The organism is Xanthomonas sp. WHRI 10204 (assembly GCF_040202875.1).
GTDB lineage: Bacteria > Pseudomonadota > Gammaproteobacteria > Xanthomonadales > Xanthomonadaceae > Xanthomonas.
In genome coordinates this window covers 126,539-142,095 of sequence record NZ_JBEGDW010000002.1, presented here as the reverse complement: position 1 = coordinate 142,095, position 15,557 = coordinate 126,539, and the positions used below count along the sequence as shown (strand labels likewise).

General features: G+C 65.0%; 14 protein-coding genes and 1 other RNA gene. 12 read left to right on the top strand and 3 right to left on the bottom strand.

Features of this window, described 5'->3' with window-relative positions:
- The first annotated feature begins 2 nt into the window (after positions 1–2).
- Together ABQZ00_RS11335 and ABQZ00_RS11330 are read left to right on the top strand one after the other, a co-directional pair.
- Entirely contained in the window at positions 3–1,130 is a 1,128-nt protein-coding gene (locus ABQZ00_RS11335) for an inorganic phosphate transporter (protein WP_055844347.1), read from the top strand.
- 108 nt (positions 1,131–1,238) lie between these two features.
- Positions 1,239–2,000, top strand: coding sequence for a YdcF family protein (locus tag ABQZ00_RS11330; RefSeq protein ID WP_115511968.1), 762 nt, complete (start codon positions 1,239–1,241; stop codon positions 1,998–2,000).
- Between the two features lie 67 nt (positions 2,001–2,067).
- Here the strand turns inward: ABQZ00_RS11330 and ABQZ00_RS11325 are convergent, their stop codons facing one another.
- A complete protein-coding gene (locus ABQZ00_RS11325) occupies positions 2,068–3,570 on the bottom strand; it encodes a S10 family peptidase (RefSeq protein ID WP_323538294.1) in 1,503 nt (500 codons plus the stop codon).
- A 139-nt stretch (positions 3,571–3,709) separates the two neighbouring features.
- On the opposite strand from ABQZ00_RS11325, the gene ABQZ00_RS11320 reads away from it, so the two are divergent.
- Positions 3,710–4,504 carry a CDP-diacylglycerol diphosphatase gene (locus ABQZ00_RS11320; protein ID WP_323538295.1) on the top strand — a complete coding sequence of 265 codons (795 nt, stop codon included), beginning with the start codon at positions 3,710–3,712 and terminating at the stop codon, positions 4,502–4,504.
- A 305-nt stretch (positions 4,505–4,809) separates the two neighbouring features.
- Here the strand turns inward: ABQZ00_RS11320 and parE are convergent, their stop codons facing one another.
- The gene (gene parE, locus ABQZ00_RS11315) at positions 4,810–6,699 is read right to left on the bottom strand and encodes a DNA topoisomerase IV subunit B (RefSeq protein WP_115527596.1); all 1,890 of its coding nucleotides are present in this window, start codon (positions 6,697–6,699) and stop codon (positions 4,810–4,812) included.
- 164 nt (positions 6,700–6,863) lie between these two features.
- Here parE and ABQZ00_RS11310 point away from each other — a divergent pair, with 164 nt between their 5' ends.
- The 8 genes from ABQZ00_RS11310 (at position 6,864) to ispF (ending at position 13,446) form a co-directional block, all read left to right on the top strand.
- Positions 6,864–7,106, top strand: coding sequence for a hypothetical protein (locus tag ABQZ00_RS11310; protein WP_055844334.1), 243 nt, complete (start codon positions 6,864–6,866; stop codon positions 7,104–7,106).
- Positions 7,107–7,277: 171 nt separating this feature from the next.
- Positions 7,278–8,942, top strand: coding sequence for a CTP synthase (gene pyrG / locus ABQZ00_RS11305; protein WP_055844331.1), 1,665 nt, complete (start codon positions 7,278–7,280; stop codon positions 8,940–8,942).
- A gap of 207 nt (positions 8,943–9,149) precedes the next feature.
- Positions 9,150–9,980 carry a 3-deoxy-8-phosphooctulonate synthase gene (kdsA, locus tag ABQZ00_RS11300; protein WP_005992423.1) on the top strand — a complete coding sequence of 277 codons (831 nt, stop codon included), beginning with the start codon at positions 9,150–9,152 and terminating at the stop codon, positions 9,978–9,980.
- A gap of 13 nt (positions 9,981–9,993) precedes the next feature.
- Complete coding sequence (locus ABQZ00_RS11295) at positions 9,994–10,356, top strand: hypothetical protein (RefSeq protein WP_323538296.1); 363 nt, start codon at positions 9,994–9,996, stop codon at positions 10,354–10,356.
- Between the two features lie 123 nt (positions 10,357–10,479).
- Complete coding sequence (eno, locus tag ABQZ00_RS11290) at positions 10,480–11,772, top strand: phosphopyruvate hydratase (RefSeq protein WP_115511964.1); 1,293 nt, start codon at positions 10,480–10,482, stop codon at positions 11,770–11,772.
- Between the two features lie 3 nt (positions 11,773–11,775).
- Positions 11,776–12,141, top strand: a complete 366-nt coding sequence (gene ftsB / locus ABQZ00_RS11285; protein ID WP_115511963.1) for a cell division protein FtsB — start codon at positions 11,776–11,778, stop codon at positions 12,139–12,141.
- Positions 12,138–12,938 (top strand): 2-C-methyl-D-erythritol 4-phosphate cytidylyltransferase, encoded by an 801-nt coding sequence (gene ispD / locus ABQZ00_RS11280; protein WP_323538297.1) that lies wholly within the window; start codon positions 12,138–12,140, stop codon positions 12,936–12,938. Before ftsB ends, ispD begins: the two co-directional genes overlap by 4 nt.
- Before the next feature lie 16 nt (positions 12,939–12,954).
- Positions 12,955–13,446, top strand: coding sequence for a 2-C-methyl-D-erythritol 2,4-cyclodiphosphate synthase (gene ispF, locus ABQZ00_RS11275; RefSeq protein WP_055844320.1), 492 nt, complete (start codon positions 12,955–12,957; stop codon positions 13,444–13,446).
- A 4-nt stretch (positions 13,447–13,450) separates the two neighbouring features.
- Here the strand turns inward: ispF and ABQZ00_RS11270 are convergent.
- Positions 13,451–13,526, bottom strand: a non-coding RNA gene (locus ABQZ00_RS11270) — sX9 sRNA.
- A 166-nt stretch (positions 13,527–13,692) separates the two neighbouring features.
- On the opposite strand from ABQZ00_RS11270, the gene truD reads away from it, so the two are divergent.
- Positions 13,693–14,796, top strand: coding sequence for a tRNA pseudouridine(13) synthase TruD (gene truD / locus ABQZ00_RS11265; RefSeq protein ID WP_323538298.1), 1,104 nt, complete (start codon positions 13,693–13,695; stop codon positions 14,794–14,796).
- Positions 14,797–15,557: the final 761 nt, after the last annotated feature.

Sequence of the window (15,557 nt, the reverse complement as noted above, 5' to 3'; positions counted from 1 at the left end):
GCGTGCTTACCCTTGTTCTGGTGGTGATCCTGGCCGCGTTGGTGTTCGAGTTCATCAACGGTTTCCACGACACCGCCAATTCCATCGCCACTGTTGTCGCCACCAAGGTGTTGTCGCCGGGTTGGGCGGTGATGCTGGCCGCCGGCATGAATTTGATCGGCGCCCTGACCGGCACTGCGGTGGCCTTGACGATTGCGTCTGGCCTGCTCAACACCAACGTGGTCGAAGTCACCCCGCAGGTGATTTTGTGCGCGCTGCTGGGCGGCATCATCTGGAACCTGATCACCTGGTGGAAGGGCCTGCCGTCGTCGTCCTCGCATGCGCTGATCGGTGGCCTGTGCGGCGCCGGTCTGGCCGCCGCGCACAACAACTGGGACGCGTTGATCTGGTCGGAAAGCGTCGGCAACTGGGCCAAGAACAAGGGCCTGTTGTGGAAGGTGTTCGTGCCGATGATCACCTCGCCGATCGCCGGCTTCCTACTTGGTATCGTGGTGATGCTGCTGCTGTGGGCCATCATCGCCGGCATGTCGCGGCTCGGTGGCCGGATCGGGCGCCTGGCGCGGCCGCGCTGGGTCAATGCGTTCTTCGGCAAGGCGCAGATCGCCTCGGCCGCGTACATGGGCTACGCCCACGGCCATAACGATGCGCAGAAGACCATGGGCATCATTGCGATGACCCTGATCGGCGCGCAGTCGGCCGGTGCGCTGGACAATCTGCCGAGCTGGCTGGCATTTCTGCATCCGGGTACCGGCCTGGCCGCCGGTGACGGCATCCCGATGTGGATCGTGCTGACCTGCGCGGTGGTGATGGCGGCCGGCACCGCGTCCGGTGGCTGGAAGATCATCAAGACGCTCGGCCACAAGATGGTCAAGCTGCATCCCATCCACGGCTTTGCTGCCGAAACCAGCTCGGCCACCGTGCTCACCGTGGCCGCGCATTTCGGCATGCCGGTGTCGACCACGCATAGCATTTCCACCGCGATCATGGGCGTGGGGTTTGCCAAGAACCCGCGCTCGCTGCGGCTGGGTGTGATCGAGCGCATCGTCTGGGCGTGGATCCTCACCATTCCCGCCGCGGGCGGTGTGGCGTATCTGATCCTGACGCTGTTCGAGCTGTTTGGCTGGACCTGATGCGATGTCGCGGTGCGGTCACGCACCGCCGTCACGCTGCGCTGTTATTGCGCAAGGGATCTGCCGTGACCGGGGGTGCCTGCGCGTCCTGAGTGAGAACCTTCCGCGATGATGCTTGCCCTGGTGTGCGTGTTGTTCGGCTTGGCCTGGTTGATCGACCGTCGCGGTTCGCGGCGGCTGTCGCGCGTGCTGGCCGGGGCCAGCCTGGCGCTGGTGTTCGCGGTCGGTTGCGGACCGCTGCCATCGTGGATGCTGCAGAACCTGCAACACACCGGCCTCAACGATTTCAATGCATGGGGCGCGCGCAACGTCATCGTGCTGCTGGGCGCCGGCACCGTGCGTCCGGAAGGCCGTGATGCGGTGGCCGAAGCCAATATGTTCGCCTATGGCCGCATCGTCGAATCGGCGCGCCTGTATCGGCAATGCCGGCACAGCGGCGGCGATTGCAAGATCGAGATCAGCGGCGGCGACGCACGCGGTCTGGGCCTGTCGGAGGCGGTGGTGTATCAGCGCGTGTTGATCGGGCTGGGGATCGATCGGGCAGATCTGATCATGGAGCCGTCCAGCATGAACACCTGGCAGAACGCGCAATTCAGTCAGCCCTTGCTGCGCGCGCACCGGCCCGATCGCGTTGTGCTGGTGTCCTCGGCCACGCATCTGCGCCGCGCCGAGCTGTACTTCCGCCACTTCGGGATCGATGCCATCCCGGTGCGCGCGGACTGGCTGACCGCCTCCTGGTCGATCCTGCCGCAGAGCTACAACTTCACCCTGGCCGATGTCGCCTTGCACGAATACCTGGGCATCGCGCGGTATCGGCTTTACCAATGGATGGGCTGGAACGTGAAAGCGACCGCGCCTGGCGCGGTTTAAAGCGTCATGACGACGCGGTTGCTCCATCAACGCCGGACGTAAGTCGCACGCCCGGCACTGCATGCGCTCAGCGCGTTTCGTACATCGCCTTGACGTCACGACGGAACGCGGCCTGGCTATCGGCGCGGTTGTAGAACATGTGGCCGCCCGGATATTCGTGTACCTGCACGCGGTTGGGGTCGCCCATCGCCGGCATCTGATCCACGGTGAGCACCGAGCCCATGAACGGACAGGAGAGATCGTTCCAGCCATGTGCGATCAGCACCCGCAGCTTGGGGTCGATTGCCACCGACTGACGCAGCTGCGTCACCGCGCCCTTGCGCAGCTCATCGCCCCATTCCCAGGCCGTATTGACCTCGTAATTGATCGCCTGATAGCGCGCATCGACTTTCCAGCCAACGATCCGGGTGACGAAGTCCACCATCGCGGTGGTGGTCGGGGCGATGATGCTGTCCAGCAGCGGGTCGCTGGCGCGCTGCGTGGGGTCGTTGGGGAACGGGTCGAAGGCGGTCACGTTGGCGTCGTAGCGGCTGCCCAGCTCGCCCTTGTCGCGAAACACTTCGCGTAGATACGCCTGGGTTTCCAGGCGTCCACCGGAGCGGCGCACATAGGCCGGGTCCAGCCCGGTTATGCGGGTGACCTGTTGCAGCATCGCCTCGGTGGCCTGCGGATCGGTGCGGCCCTTCATCAGCGCCACCGCGTAGTCGCTGCGGGTGTAGTCGATTACCTGGCGCATCGCGCTGTCGCTGAGTTGGCCCTGGCGTTCCAGATGCGCAGCGGCGATCGAGGGCAGGGTCAGCATCCACGCCAGCGGCGAGACGTCGCTGTTGTCGTCCAGGGTCGGGTTGAGGAACGGCGAGACCAGCACCACGCCGTTCATCGCCACGCCAAGGCGGGTCTGCAGATACTGGGTGATGCGCGGGCCGCGGAAACCGCCATAACTTTCGCCCACCAGATACTTGCGCGTCTGCAGGCGGCGATTCTTCAGCAGCCAGTCGTAGATCACGCGCGAAAGATATTCGACGTCGGCCTGCGGGTTGTAGAACTGCTTCTTGGCTTCCTCATCGCCGATGAGTGCGCGGCTGAAGCCGGTGCCGACCGGGTCGATGAACACCAGGTCGGTGAAGTCCAGCCAGGTGCCCGGATTGTCGCGCAAGGTCGCCGGCGCAGATGCGCTGTCGCCTTCGGCGCCGAAGCCGACCACCTTCGGCCCGATCGCACCCATGTTCAGATACACCGACGCCGCGCCTGGTCCGCCGTTCAAGGCAAAGGTCACCGGGCGGTCCTTGCCGTCCACGGTATAGGCGGTGAACACCACCTCGCCGGTGGTCTTGCCCTGCGCATCGCGCACCGGCAGCGTGCCGACGGTAGCGGTGTAACTCAGCGTTCGCCCGGCAAGGCGCGTACTTTGGCGCACGCTGACATCGGCCGGCAGCGGTGCGGGTTTGCTCGCAGCGGTATCGGCCTTGGCATCGGGCTTGGAATCGGACTTGCTGTCCTGCGCGGCGGCGAATGCCGGGACGCCGAACAGCAGGCAGGCCAGCAGGCCGGTATGAAACAAGGAGGGCATGGGCAATCGGCATTCGAACGGAAGAACGCCGATGCTAGGCTGCGGCACCGCGCGGTGGATGTGCAAAAAGGCATGCCTGTCGCGCTGACCGATTCCGAGCGGCTCGCTATCATGGCGCGCCCTGGTGATCGAGCTGCAGATGAGGCCTGGTGCCCTTCGACATGCGTGTGCCGTGTTGCTGCTGTTGGCTGGCTGTGCGGCAGCGCCACCTGCACCGGTACGTCATCCCAGCGACCCGGATGCGTTGTGGCGCATCGTCTCGACCCGATGTCTGGCAGAGGCGTCGCGGCCGCCTGACTGCGCCGCCGTGTGGTCGGATCCGGCGCGCCAGGCGGTGCTGTTGAAAGACCGTCACGGCAGCTTCCAGTATTTGTTGGTGCCCAGCGTGCGGGTCAGTGGAATCGAAGACCCCGCGTTGCTGCGCGCCGACGCGCCGAATTATTTCGCCACTGCCTGGGATGCGCGCAGTTTCGTGGCGCACGCGCTGCAACGTCCGCTGCCAAGGCAATACGTGAGCCTTGCGTTGAACTCGCCGCACGGGCGCTCGCAGGAGCAACTGCATATCCATATCGATTGCCTGCGTCCGGACGTATACGCAGCGCTGCAGCGTCAGCGCACTCAGATCGGCCCGGAATGGCGTGCCCTGGCCGAGCCGCTGCTGGGTCATGTGTATCTGGCCAGGACGCTGGAAGGCACTGCGCTGGAGCAAGATCCGATTCGCCTGCTCGCAGACGCGCTTCCCGCCGATGCCAGCTTGCGCGATTACTCGCTGGTGGTCGCCGGCGCGCAACTGCATGACGGGCGACCGGGGTTCGTTCTACTGGCGACGCGGCAGGATGCACGCAGCGGTAACCGTGCAAGTGGCGAAGAGGTGCAGGACCACGCCTGCGGTCTGGTGACCGGTGCAACGCAGGTGTTGCCGGGCGTGCGTTGAGGCGGTTTTAGACCGGCTCGTCAGCGCGCCCCGGTCATTCAATGCGATGCGTTGCAGTTCAAACAGATGGATCGCTGCCGGGAGATGGCGAAAGTCAGTACCGCACACAGGCATCGCTGTATCTGCTTTGCCTGCGCAACTACGCCTGCGGCAAGGCGCTTGGCGCCGCGCACGCGCACCAGTAGTAAGCGCGTGTGCTGCGCCTTCTACGCTGAGAGAGGGCGCTTAACCACGCACACGCGTGCAGGAAGCGCACGCGTGTACGTTGCCCTCTCTGTGTTGAGAGAGGGCGTTTTTGCAGGGCTTTAGACTTCCAGCGACGCCAGGTCGCCCTTGGTTTCCAGCCACTGCTTGCGGTCGCCCGCGCGTTTTTTCGCCAGCAGCATGTCCATCAACGAGCGGGTCTGTTCACCGTCGTCGATGGTCAACTGCACCAGCCGGCGCGTGTCCGGATGAATGGTGGATTCACGCAGCTGCTGCGGGTTCATCTCGCCCAGGCCCTTGAAGCGGGTGACGCTGATCTGGCCCTTCATTTTCTCGCGCGCGATCTTGTCCAGCAGCGTGGTCTTTTCTTCTTCGTCCAGTGCGTAGAACACCTGCTTGCCCACGTCCACGCGGAACAGCGGCGGCATCGCCACGAACACATGTCCGGCGGCCACCAGCGCGGGGAAATGCTGCAGGAACAGCGCCGTCAACAACGTGGCGATATGCAGGCCGTCGGAGTCCGCATCGGCCAGGATCACCACCTTGCCGTAGCGCAGCCCGGTGATGTCGTCCTTGCCCGGGTCGCAGCCGATCGCAATGGCCAGGTTGTGCACTTCTTCAGACGCCAGCACGCTGCCCGATGCCACTTCCCAGGTGTTGAGGATCTTGCCGCGCAGCGGCAGGATCGCCTGGAAATCCTTGTCGCGCGCCTGCTTGGCCGAGCCGCCGGCCGAGTCGCCTTCGACCAGGAACAGTTCGGTGCGCGACAGATCCTGGCTGATGCAGTCGGCCAGCTTGCCCGGCAGGGCGGGGCCCTGGGTGACCTTCTTGCGGACGATCTGCTTTTCGGTCTTCAGCCGCGCACTGGCGCGGTCGATGGCGATCTGCGCGATCTTCTCGCCGATGTCCACGTTCTGATTGAGATACAGGCTGAAGGCATCGTGCGCGGCGCCTTCGATAAAGCCGGCCGCCTGGCGTGAGGACAGCCGCTCCTTGGTCTGCCCGGAGAACTGCGGGTCGGTCATCTTCAGGCTGAGCACAAAGGTGACCCGGTCCCACACGTCTTCCGGTGCCAGCTTGACGCCGCGCGGCAGCAGATTGCGGAAGTCGCAGAACTCGCGTAGCGCATCGGTCAGGCCCGAACGCAGGCCGTTGACGTGGGTGCCGTGCTGCGCGGTCGGGATCAGGTTGACGTAGCTTTCCTGCACCAGCTCGCCTTCGGGTACCCAGGCGGCGGCCCAGTCGACGATCTCGGTGTCTTTCTTCAGGCTGCCTGCGAACAGGTCGGCCGGCAGCATCTCGTGCTCGGCCATCTCGCCCTTCAAATAATCGCGCAGGCCGTTTTCGAAGTGCCAGCTGTCCTGCTCGCCGGTGGCCTCGTCATGCAGCTTGACGGTCAGGCCGGGGCACAGCACCGCCTTGGCGCGCAGCAGATGGCGCAGCGCACGCACATTGAATTTGGGTGTGTCGAAGTACTTCGGGTCGGCCCAGAAACGCAGCCGCGTGCCGGTGTTCTTCTTGCCGACCGTGCCGACGACCTCCAGCTTGGAGGCGGCGATGCCGTCGTGGAACTCCATGCGGTGCTCGCTGCCTTCGCGCTTGATGAACAGCTCGACCTTGGTCGAGAGCGCATTGACCACGCTCACGCCCACGCCGTGCAGGCCGCCAGAGAAGGTGTAGTTGCGATTATTGAACTTGCCGCCGGCGTGCAGGCGGGTCAGGATCAGTTCGACACCGGGAATCTTCTCCTCCGGATGCATGTCCACCGGCATGCCGCGCCCGTCATCGGACACTTCGCAGCTGCCGTCCTTATACAAGGTGACTTCGACCTGCCGGGCGTGTCCGGCCAGCGCTTCATCGACGGAGTTGTCGATCACCTCCTGCGCCAAATGGTTCGGGCGCGCGGTGTCGGTATACATGCCCGGGCGGCGTTTGACCGGGTCCAGGCCCGACAGCACTTCAATATCGGCGGCGTTATAACGGGTGTTCATGCATCTCGCTGGCACGTGAAACGACGCACAAGTGTGGCGGCTGGGGCGTTTTTTTGCACGCGACCGGCATTCAGTGCGCGGCCGGGTACCACTGGCTACCCTGGCGTTGGTTTCGGAACCAAACGTCCCCACCTGAGGATGTCACCGACGCCAAAGAGGACGCCATGAAGTTCAAGCACATCCTGATGCTCACCCTCGGTGCGGCCGCGGTCGCAGCACTTCCTGCCCTGGCCCAGGCGGCTCCGCAGCAGACCGGGCAGGGCGCCACCGCGCAAAAGGCCGACGATGCCAAGGCCAAGACCGACGCTGAGCGCAAGGCCGAGCGCCGCGCGGCCGCTGCCGCGCAGAAGCCCAAGGCCGACAACGCGCCGCGTGAGGAAGAGGAAGAAGAGAAGCCCGCACGCTGACGCATCTGCGCAGCGCGACGTGTTCCACGGACGCCCCGGCTTCGGCCGGGGCGTCTGCATTTGCGCGCCGTGGCGCGCATTTGCCGCGTGCGACGCCCCGGGCGTCACACAACCCTTGGGCATTCGCCCGTCACCCGCTAAACTATGGCTTTCCGGGAGGCTTCAAGCCCCATGACCCCCCTGATTTTTGTTACCGGCGGCGTAGTGTCCTCGCTAGGCAAGGGCATTGCCGCCGCTTCGCTTGCCTCCATTCTGGAAGCGCGTGGCCTCAAGGTCACGATGATGAAGCTGGACCCGTACATCAATGTGGACCCGGGCACGATGAGCCCGTTCCAGCATGGCGAGGTCTACGTCACCGACGACGGTGCCGAAACCGACCTGGACCTGGGCCACTACGAGCGCTACGTGCGTACGCGGCTGTCGCGCAAGAATTCGGTCACCACCGGCCGGATCTACGAGAACGTGATCCGCAAGGAGCGCCGCGGCGACTACCTGGGCGCCACCGTGCAGGTGATCCCGCACATCACCGACGAAATCCGCCGTTGCATCGACGAGGCCACGGCCGGCTTCGATGTGGCGCTGATCGAGATCGGCGGCACCGTCGGCGATATCGAGTCGCTGCCGTTCCTGGAAGCCATTCGCCAGGTCCGCACCGAGCGCGGCGCGGAAAAAGCCATGTTCATGCACCTCACCCTGGTGCCGTACATCGCCGCGGCCGGTGAATTGAAGACCAAGCCGACCCAGCACTCGGTCAAGGAACTGCGCTCGATCGGCATCCAGCCGGACGTGCTGCTGTGCCGCTCCGAGCAGGCGGTGCCGGATTCGGAGCGTCGCAAGATTGCCTTGTTCACCAACGTCTCCGAGCGTGCGGTGATCAGCTGCCCGGATATCGACGTGCTCTACGGCATGCCGCTGGAATTGCTGCGCCAGGGCCTGGACGAGCTGGTCATCGACCAGTTCAAGCTGCGCGACAAGGTCGCCGCAGCCGATCTGTCCGAATGGGCGGCGGTGGTGGATGCGGTCAAGCATCCGCTCGACGAAGTCACCATTGCGGTGGTCGGCAAGTACGTCGATCACCAGGACGCCTACAAGTCGGTGGCCGAAGCGCTGCGTCACGGCGGTCTGCGCCAGCGCACCAAGGTCAACCTGAAGTGGCTGGAAGCGCAGGATCTGGAAGGCAGCGACATGGCGGCCTTGCAGGACATCGACGGCATTCTGGTGCCGGGCGGCTTCGGCGATCGCGGGTTCGAAGGCAAGGTGCAGACCTCCAAGTTCGCGCGTGAGCACAAGGTGCCGTATTTCGGCATCTGCTACGGCATGCAGGCCGCGGTGGTGGACTATGCACGTCATGTTGCTGATCTGGACGCGGCCAACAGCACCGAAAACGATCGCCAGTCGCCGCATCCGGTGATCGGCCTGATCACCGAATGGCGCACCGCCACCGGCGAAGTCGAAAAGCGCGACGAAAAGTCCGACCTGGGCGGCACCATGCGGCTGGGCTTGCAGGAGCAGCGACTCAAGCCGGGCACGCTGGCACGCGAGGTGTATGGCAAGGACGTGGTGGCCGAGCGTCATCGCCATCGCTACGAGTTCAACAACCGCTACCGTACCCAGCTGGAAGATGCCGGCCTGGTGATCTCCGGCAAGTCGATGGACGACACGCTGGTGGAAGTGGTCGAGCTGTCGCGCGATGCACACCCCTGGTTCCTGGCCTGCCAGGCGCATCCGGAGTTCCTGTCCACCCCGCGCGACGGGCACCCGTTGTTCATCGGCTTCGTGCGCGCCGCGCGCGAGAAGAAGGCCGGCGGCAAGCTGCTGAAGGAAGCGCGTGCGTGAGCAGTGCCTTCTCCCCTCGGGAGAAGGTGGCGCCAAGCGCCTGATGAGGGGGCGCCGTAACGCGCTGGAAGTTGCCGGCTATGACAAACGCGTCGCTACGCGCCAGCCAGGGCAAATCATTGAGCTTTACCAGTGCTTCGCGTCCTTACCCGCACCCCAGCCTCTCTCCCGACGGGAGAGAGGCTTCAATCGAAATAAGGTGACCTGATGAAACTGTGTGACTTTGAAGTGGGCCTCGACCAACCGTTGTTCCTGATTGCAGGCCCGTGCGTGATCGAGTCGATGCAGTTGCAGCTCGACGTCGCCGGCAAGCTCAAGGAGATCACCGGCAAGCTCGGGGTCAACTTCATCTTCAAGTCGAGCTTCGACAAGGCCAACCGCACCTCGGGCACCAGCTTCCGCGGCCCCGGCCTGGAAGAAGGCTTGAAGGTGCTGGATGCGGTGAAAAAGCAGATCGGCGTGCCGGTGCTCACCGACGTGCACGAATACACCCCGATGAACGAAGTCGCCGCGGTCGTCGACGTGTTGCAGACCCCGGCGTTTCTGGTGCGCCAGACCGACTTCATCAAAAACGTCTGCGCCGCCGGCAAGCCGGTCAACATCAAGAAGGGCCAGTTCCTGGCGCCGTGGGACATGAAGCCGGTGGTCGAAAAAGCCAAGTCGACCGGCAACGAGCAGATCATGGTCTGCGAGCGTGGCGCCTCGTTCGGCTACAACAATCTGGTCAGCGACATGCGCTCGCTCAGCGTCATGCGCGACACCGGCTGCCCGGTGGTGTTCGACGCCACGCATTCGGTGCAGTTGCCGGGCGGGCAGGGCAGCAGCTCCGGTGGCCAGCGCGAGTTCGTGCCGGTGCTGGCGCGCGCTGCGGTGGCCGTGGGCATTTCCGGCCTGTTCGCCGAAACCCATCCGGACCCGTCCAAGGCGCTCTCCGATGGCCCCAATGCCTGGCCGCTGGACCGCATGGAAGAACTGCTCGAAACGTTGATGGAGCTGGATGCGGTGACCAAGAAGCACGGGTTCGCGCGCTTCGCATGAGTTCCGAGGTCGTATGAGTTCCGACCCATGGGCGTTGGCGGCAGCGCGTCGCCAACGCCGACACTGGCGGCACTGGCCCTGGGGCTGGATGGCATTGGGGTTGTCGCTCGCGGCATGGGCCTGCCTGGCCGTGATGGCCTTCCTGGTGACCGCCAGCATCGGCATGCCGGGCGACGGCAGCCATGCGATGCAGGCCACGCGCATTCCGATGTTTGTCACGCTGTTGGTAGGCGCGCTGGTCACGCTGGGCGGTCTTGTCGCCAGCCCGGTTGCGTTCTCGCAGCGTCGCCAGCCGGGCGCTGCAGCCATGGGCCTGACGCTGCTGCTGCTCTTGCTACTGCTGTTTTGTTTGTCGCTGCTGGCCCTGAAGGCCTAGTCGCGCAGTCTTGCCGGTCTGGCACGCATCCGCTCCATGCGATTTGGCAATGGACCGGTGTGCAGCGATAATCCGGCAGCTTGTTTCCGGTGTACTTCCCCCTTACTGGTAACCGATCGACCTATGACCACTATCGCCAAGATCCTCGCCCGCGAAATCCTCGATTCCCGCGGCAATCCCACGCTGGAGGCCGAAGTCACGCTGGCAGACGGCTCGTTCGGCCGCGCGGCAGTGCCCTCGGGCGCCTCGACCGGCACCAAGGAAGCGGTGGAGCTGCGCGACGGCGACAAGACCCGTTACATGGGCAAGGGCGTGCGCCACGCGGTGGACAACGTCAACGGCACCATCGCCGAGACGCTCAAGGATTTCGACGCGGCCGACCAGCAGGGTCTGGACCGTCGCCTGATCGACCTGGATGGCACCGAGAACAAGGGCCGCCTGGGCGCCAACGCGCTGCTGGGTGTTTCGCTGGCCGCCGCGCATGCGGTTGCCGCCTCGCGCAAGCAGCCGCTGTGGCAGTACCTGTCCACCATCACCGAATCCGATGTGCAATTACCGGTGCCGATGATGAACATCATCAACGGCGGCGCGCATGCCGACAACAACGTCGACTTCCAGGAGTTCATGGTGCTGCCGGTCGGTTGCAGCTCGTTCTCCGAAGCGCTGCGCGCCGGCACCGAAATCTTCCATTCGCTCAAGTCGGTGCTCAAGGGCCACGGCCTGAGCACGGCGGTGGGCGATGAAGGCGGCTTTGCGCCGGACTTCCGCAGCAACGTCGAAGCGCTGGACACCATTCTCGAAGCGATCGGCAAGGCTGGTTACACCGCCGGCGAAGACGTGCTGCTGGGCCTGGACGTGGCCTCCAGCGAGTTCTACGACAACGGCAAGTACAACCTGGTCGGCGAGAACAAGCGCCTGACCAGCGAGCAGTTCGTCGACTTCCTGGCCGACTGGGTGGCGCAGTACCCGATCATCAGCATCGAAGACGGCCTGGCCGAAGACGACTGGGCCGGCTGGAAGCTGCTCACCGACCGCGTCGGCAAGAAGGTGCAGCTGGTGGGCGACGATCTGTTCGTCACCAACCCGAAGATCTTCAAGCAGGGCATCGACTCGGGCACCGCCAACGCGATCCTGATCAAGGTCAACCAGATCGGCACGCTGACCGAAACGCTGGAAGCGATCGCCATGGCGCACGCAGCCAACTACGCGTCCATCGTCTCGCACCGTTCCGGCGAAACCGAAGACACCACCATCGCCGACATCGCCGTGGCCACCACCGCCACCCAGATCAAGACCGGCTCGCTGTGCCGCAGCGACCGTGTGGCCAAGTACAACCAACTGCTGCGCATCGAGCAGGCGTTGGGCTCCGGCGCGCGTTACGCCGGCCGCGACGCGTTCGTTTCGATCAAGCGATAAGCCGTGCGCAACTGGCGCTGGCTACTGCTGGTGCTGGCGGTGCTGCTGGCTTGGCTGCAGTACCGCTTCTGGTTCGGGCCTGGGAATTCCGGTGAAGTCATGATGCTGGAAGCCCAGGTCGCGCATCAGACACAGGACAACGAAGGTCTGCGCCAACGCAACCAGGCGTTGGCAGCAGAGGTGAAGGATTTGAAGGACGGCGAGGCGGCAATCGAAGAGCGCGCACGCAGCGAGCTGGGCATGATCAAACCGGGCGAGACGTTCTATCGCGTGGTCGAAGATGCGCCGCTGCTGCCTGCCGCAACCACTGAACCTGCGCCCGCGCCGGCCACGTCCGAGCCCGCATCTGCGACGGAACAGCATCCATGACCGGCTCGATCTGGGCCATCGTGCCGGCCGCAGGGCGCGGCACGCGGTTTGGCGGCGCGCTTCCCAAACAATACCTGCCAGCCGCGGGCCAACCGCTGATGGCCTACACCCTGGCCGCGCTGGCCGCGCATCCGGCGGTCGCCGGCATCCTGGTGGCGATTGCGCCAGGCGATGCCGACTGGCCGGGCTGGACGGCGGTGCAGTCCAAACCCGTGTTGACCTGCGTTGGCGGTGCCACACGCGCAGCTTCGGTACTGGCCGGCTTGCTGGCCCTGCCCGAGAGCGTGCGTGCGGACGACTTCGTGCTGGTGCACGATGCCGCGCGTCCGAATCTGGCATTGGCAGATCTGGACCGGCTGTTGGAAATCGGCCGTGGCGACCCGGTCGGCGCGATCCTGGCCGCACCGGTGCGCGACACGCTTAAACGTGCCGGCGACGACGGCGGTATCGATGGCACCGAGCCACGCGAGCGCCTGTGGCGCGCGCTGACACCGCAGTTGTTTCGGCGGCATCAGCTGATCCGTGGTCTCACCGACGCGTCGGCTGCCGGCGTCGACGTCACCGACGAGGCCATGGCGATGGAGCGACTTGGGTTGCGTCCGTTGCTGGTGGAAGGCGCCGAGGACAATTTCAAGGTCACCACGCCGGCGGATCTGGCACGCTTCGAGTTCGAACTTGTACGCCGCGGCGTTGCGGTAGACGCCGATCCGGCCGCTGCGTCCTACGAGGTTGCGCCACCCGCGCGCAGCGATGCCGGGCTGGGTGTCGTTGCCAGCGACGGCAGCGACGCCTCTTAATCACCACGGGTTTTCCATGTCCTTCAATTTCCGAATCGGCCAGGGCTACGACGTACATGCGTTTGGCGATGGCGACCATGTGATGCTTGGCGGCGTGCGTGTTGCGCATAGCCACGGCGTGCTCGCGCACAGCGACGGCGATGTGGTGTTGCACGCGCTCTGCGATGCCATGCTGGGCGCCTTGGCGCTGGGCGATATCGGTCAGCATTTCCCGCCCTCGGATGAGCGCTGGAAGGATGCCGACAGCGCGCAGTTTCTGCAGCACTGCGATCAATTGCTGCGCGAGCGTGGCTGGCGTGTCGGCAATGCCGATATCACCGTCATCTGCGAGCGGCCCAAGGTTGGCCCGCATGCGCTGGCCATGCGCGAACGCATTGCCGGACTGCTGGGCATCGAGCTCGATGCGGTCAGCGTCAAGGCGACGACCAGCGAGAAGCTCGGTTTCACCGGTCGTGGCGAAGGTATCGCCGCGCAGGCTGCGGTGCTTCTGGGCAAGATCGCGCTCTAAGCGCGGCTAACACACAAGCGAGCGGTCGTCAGGTGGGTGTGGACGGCCGCGCTCGCAACTGCAGTGTACGAGTCGTACATGCCGTACCGAGTACCGGCCGCATCCGGCTGGCGGTGAGCGCCGTGGTTTTGTTAGCTGCTCGACAACGCACTCCTGCATGCCGGGTTTTTGGCATGCACCACCACATTCCGCGCCGAGAGCTCGGCAAACAGCGCACGATCCGTCGGCGCGAAGGCGAACCACACTATGAGCGAGACATCTTCTCTTCCGCGCGCGCATGGCGCAGCGGTCCTCAGCGCGGCAATGCGCAGCACGCCGGAAGATTTCCAGGTCGATGAGCTGCCGTCGTTCGAGCCCTCGGGCGAAGGCGAGCATCTGTTGCTTACCATTCGCAAGCGTGGGCAGAACACGGCTTACATCGCTAAACACCTTGCGAAATGGGCGGGCATCGCGGAGATGGGCGTCAGCTATGCAGGGCTGAAGGATCGCCATGCAGTGACCACGCAACGTTTCAGTGTGCACCTGCCCAAGCGCATCGCCCCGGACCTTGCCACGCTCGACGATGCGCAGATGCAGGTGGTCCACAGCACCTGGCATAACCGCAAGCTGCAACGCGGCGCGCTGCTGGGCAATCGCTTCGTGCTGACGTTGCGTCAGGTGCAGGGGGAGCGCGGCGCCATCGAACAACGGTTACAGGCAATCGCTGCGCGCGGCATCCCCAACTGGTTTGGCGAACAGCGCTTCGGTCGCGATGGCGGCAATGTGGCGTCTGCGCTGGCGATGTTCGGTTACCTGCAGGAGGCCGACGGCACGCTGGTGCCGGCCCCCAAGCGCCGTCTGCGCAACGATCAACGCTCGATCCTGCTATCTGCGGCGCGCTCGTCGCTGTTCAATCGCGTGCTGAGCGCACGTGTGGAGCAGGGCAGCTGGGATGCGGCGCTGGATGGCGAAGCGTGGATGCTGGATGGCTCGCGCAGCGTATTCGGCCCCGAGCCGTGGAGCGAGGTGTTGGCCGAGCGGCTGGCACGCTTCGACATCCATCCGAGCGGTCCGTTGTGGGGCGTAGGCGAACTGCGTTCCACCGCTCAGGCCGCCGCGGTGGAGCAGGGCGCGTTAGCAGACCCGCAATCGGAGGCGTTGCGCCAGGGACTGGAGGCTGCCGAATTGAAACAGGAGCGCCGCGCGCTGCGCCTGCGTCCACAGGAGCTTCAATATCGTTGGCTGGACGAGCAGACCTTGCAGGTGGAATTCGCGCTGCCACCGGGCTGCTACGCCACTGCAGTGCTGTGGGAGCTGGGCGATGTCAGCGATGCGGGTCGTGCAGCGGCAACCAGTCGTTCCGACGACTAAGCGTGCTCAATCAGAGCACCCTATGCCGCAGATGCCAGATGCCAGATGCCAGACGCCACGCAGCCATCGGTTTCGTAGGAGCGGCCCCGGCCGCGACCCGCACCACCGATCGCTTGTCAGCCGCACGCAAGCGCGGCTACAAGCGAAGCTGCTATCCAGCGCAGCGAATACTCGGGAATGAAGGCGACTGAGCGGATCAAGCAAGCCGTCCGCTGACGCACGCACAACAGCGAGTCCCGCTCTCGTAGGAGCGGTCCCGGCCGCGATCTGGACTAGCTATCGCTTGTCAGCCGCACGCAAGCGCGGTTGCAAGCGAAGCTGCTATCCGGCGCAGCGAATACTCGGGAATGAAGGCGACTGAGCGGATCAAGCACGCCGTCCGCTGACGCACGCACAACAGCGAGTCCCGCTCTCGTAGGAGCGGCCCTGGCCGCGACCCGCACGACCGATCGCTTGTCAGCCGCACGCAAGCGCGGCTGCAAGCGAAGCAGCCTCTCCGGCGCAGCGAATACTCGGGAATGAAGGCGACTGAGCGGATCAAGCAAGCCGTCCGCTGACGCACGCACAACAGCGAGTCCCGCTCTCGTAGGAGCGGCCCCGGCCGCGACCTGCACGACCGATCGCTTGTCAGCCGCACGCAAGCGCGGTTGCAAGCGAAGCAGCCTATCCGGCGCAGCGAATGCTCGGAAGTGAAGACGAATGCTCGGGACTGACTATGGGTGGCGCAACGCAAGCGTCAGGCTGCACGCGCATAGACCGCA